Annotated in this window: 3 protein-coding genes; 2 read left to right on the top strand and 1 reads right to left on the bottom strand. The window is 72.6% G+C overall.

What is annotated here, in order from left to right; all coding sequences use genetic code 11:
• The coding region (locus tag LOY02_RS13625; RefSeq protein WP_317182904.1) for an aldehyde dehydrogenase family protein at window positions 1–548 on the bottom strand (548 nt) is incomplete at its 3' end.
• A gap of 54 nt (window positions 549–602) precedes the next feature.
• Here LOY02_RS13625 and LOY02_RS13620 point away from each other — a divergent pair.
• The gene (locus LOY02_RS13620; RefSeq protein ID WP_317182903.1) at window positions 603–1,778 is read left to right on the top strand and encodes a 3-hydroxyacyl-CoA dehydrogenase NAD-binding domain-containing protein; all 1,176 of its coding nucleotides are present in this window, start codon (window positions 603–605) and stop codon (window positions 1,776–1,778) included.
• A complete protein-coding gene (gene paaI, locus LOY02_RS13615) occupies window positions 1,775–2,227 on the top strand; it encodes a hydroxyphenylacetyl-CoA thioesterase PaaI (protein WP_317182902.1) in 453 nt (150 codons plus the stop codon). Before LOY02_RS13620 ends, paaI begins: the two co-directional genes overlap by 4 nt.
• Window positions 2,228–2,445 lie beyond the last annotated feature (218 nt).

Genomic DNA, 2,445 nt, shown 5'->3' with positions numbered 1-2,445 from the left:
ACCGACTCCGGGACCCGCTCCTGCTCGATGAGCCCGGCGGCGACCGCCTCGATGGCCCGCTCCTGGGCGTGCGGCCCGCCCGCCTGGAACGACATGACGAAGGGCTGACCCGACGTGTGCATGACGGCGTTGGCCAGCTCGAAGGACCGCTTGTTGATCGCGTCGACGATCTCCACGCACACCGCGGCGCGCACCTGCGGTCCGGCGTCGCGCCAGGCCGGGATCGCGTCCTCGGCCGCCGTGAGCGCCGCGTCGAGGTCGAGGGTCGGGTAGCCCACCCCCAAGGTCGGACCGTAGGGGGAGACCTCACTGCCCACGAAGGTGCCGGTGACGCCCGAGGCCAGCTCAGCGGCATACGGCCGGTTGAGGTGGGCTTCGTAGGCCGCCACACCCTCCGCGGCGGCTGACTCGCCGTAGACGCGCGGGGACGGCGACTCGGGGTAGCGCGAGTACCACGAGCGCGACGTGAGGGCCTGACGGATCTCGTCGAGCACGGTGGCGTGCTTGTCGAGCAGCGGGTGGGTGGGCTTCGTTGCCTGTGCAGTCACGCCTCCAAGGGTAGGCGTTGTCCGGCGAGTGAGCGGACCCGGCAGGATGTCCCCATGGAACTGAGTGACGTCGCAGTCATCGGGGCCGGAGCCATGGGCGCAGGAATCGCCCAGGTGGCCGCCACCGCAGGCCACCGGGTGAGTCTCGTCGACTCCGTCGACGGAGCCGCGGCAGCGGCGGTCGACCGGCTCGGGAGCAGCCTCGAGCGACTCGTGACCCAGGGCAGGCTCACCCCCGACGAGGCCGATGCCGCGCAGGCCCGCCTCACGGCGGCCCGGTCCGTCGACGAGCTGCCTGCGTGCGGGCTCGTCATCGAGGCGGTGCCCGAGGACCTCTCCCTCAAGCGGAAGGTCTTCGCCGACCTCGGGGCGACGCAGCCCGCCACGACCATGCTCGCGACGAACACCTCGAGCATCGACATCGCCGCCATTGCCGAGGCCGTCATCCACCCCGAGCGCGTCATCGGGCTGCACTTCTTCAACCCGCCGCCCGCGATGGCGCTCGTCGAGGTCGTGCACGGGGCGAACACGAGCGGGAGGGTGCTCGACGCGGCCGTCGAGCTCATGCGGACGTGGGGCAAGACCCCGGTGCGCTGCGCGTCGACACCGGGCTTCATCGTCAACCGCGTCGCGCGGCCGTTCTACGGCGAGGCACAGCGGATGGTCGAGGGCGGAGTCGCCGACGCCGCGACGATCGACTGGATCCTCCGCGAGAAGGGCGGCTTCCCGATGGGCCCCCTCGAGCTGACCGACTTCATCGGGCAGGACGTCAACCTCGCGGTCGGGACGTCGGTCTGGGAGCAGACCGGGCACGACGAGCGCTACGCGCCCACCGAGTTCCAGCGCCGCCTCGTCGCGGCCGGGAGGCTCGGCCGCAAGTCGGGCGAGGGCGTCTACACGTATGCCGCTGACGGCGCTCGCGTCGGAGGTGACCCTGATCTCGACCTGGCTGAGCGACTCGTCGGCGGGCCGGTCGCGACCGACCCGCTCGCCCGGACCCTGGCGATGCTCGTCAACGAGGCCGTCGACCTCGTCGACCGGGGCGACGCGTCCGAGGAGGACGTCGACCTCGCCATGGTGCTGGGCGTGCGATACCCGCGGGGCCCGATCGAGTGGGGCCGCGAGATCGGGTTCGACGTGGTGGCGGGGCAGATCACCGAGCTCGACCGGGCCTTCCCGGGCGGGCGCTACCGACCGAGCCCGGCGCTGACGAACGGGAGCCTGCGATGACCGGCCGGGTGGGCACGGAGGCCGCGGACGCCGCCGGGGACGCGGAGCAGGGAGTGGACTTCGCCCGCCAGATGTGGGACGACGACCAGGCCTCCCGCGGCCTCGGCATGGAGGCCCTCCTCATCGAGCAGGACCACGCGATCGTGCGGATGCCGGTCCGTGCGGACATGGTCAACGGTCACGACATCTGCCACGGCGGTTTCGTCTTCACCCTCGCCGACTCGACCTTCGCCCTGGCCTGCAACTCGAGGGGATGGGTGACCGTCGCCTCCGGAGCGGACATCACGTTCACAGCCCCGAGCCGGCTCGGCGACGTCCTCGTGGCCGAGGCGGCGGTGCGCTCGGCCTTCGGGCGCAGCGGGCTCACCGACGTGACGGTCAAGCGCGAGTCCGACGGCCAGATCATCGCCGAGTTCCGCGGACGGAGCCGGTCCCTCAAACGCGCCTGACGAGGCGCGCGGTCGGGGTGCCCGGGGTAGATTTCGGGCACCGGAGGGAGGACAGGACAGAGCATGAGCGACCACCAGTGGGCTGCTCCCGGCCCGGTGCCACCCCACGGGGGCGAGCCGCCTGGGCCTCCTGACTCCGGACGGGGGTGGCCGGGAGCGGGCGACGGGGCACCGCCCCCAGCGCCGTCGAGCTATGGGGCGCCGCCGCCCCCCGGCTA

It is taken from the genome of Intrasporangium sp. (genome assembly GCF_032907665.1).
In the GTDB taxonomy this organism is placed as follows: Bacteria; Actinomycetota; Actinomycetes; order Actinomycetales; family Dermatophilaceae; genus Intrasporangium.
This window is presented reverse-complemented; position numbering and strand designations above follow the sequence as displayed.

Excerpts from the sequence above, each read along its gene's own strand:
- LOY02_RS13620 (WP_317182903.1), top strand. The coding sequence starts at position 603 with ATGGAACTGAGTGACGTCGCAGTCATCGGGGCCGGAGCCATGGGCGCA.
- paaI (WP_317182902.1), top strand. The coding sequence starts at position 1,775 with ATGACCGGCCGGGTGGGCACGGAGGCCGCGGACGCCGCCGGGGACGCG.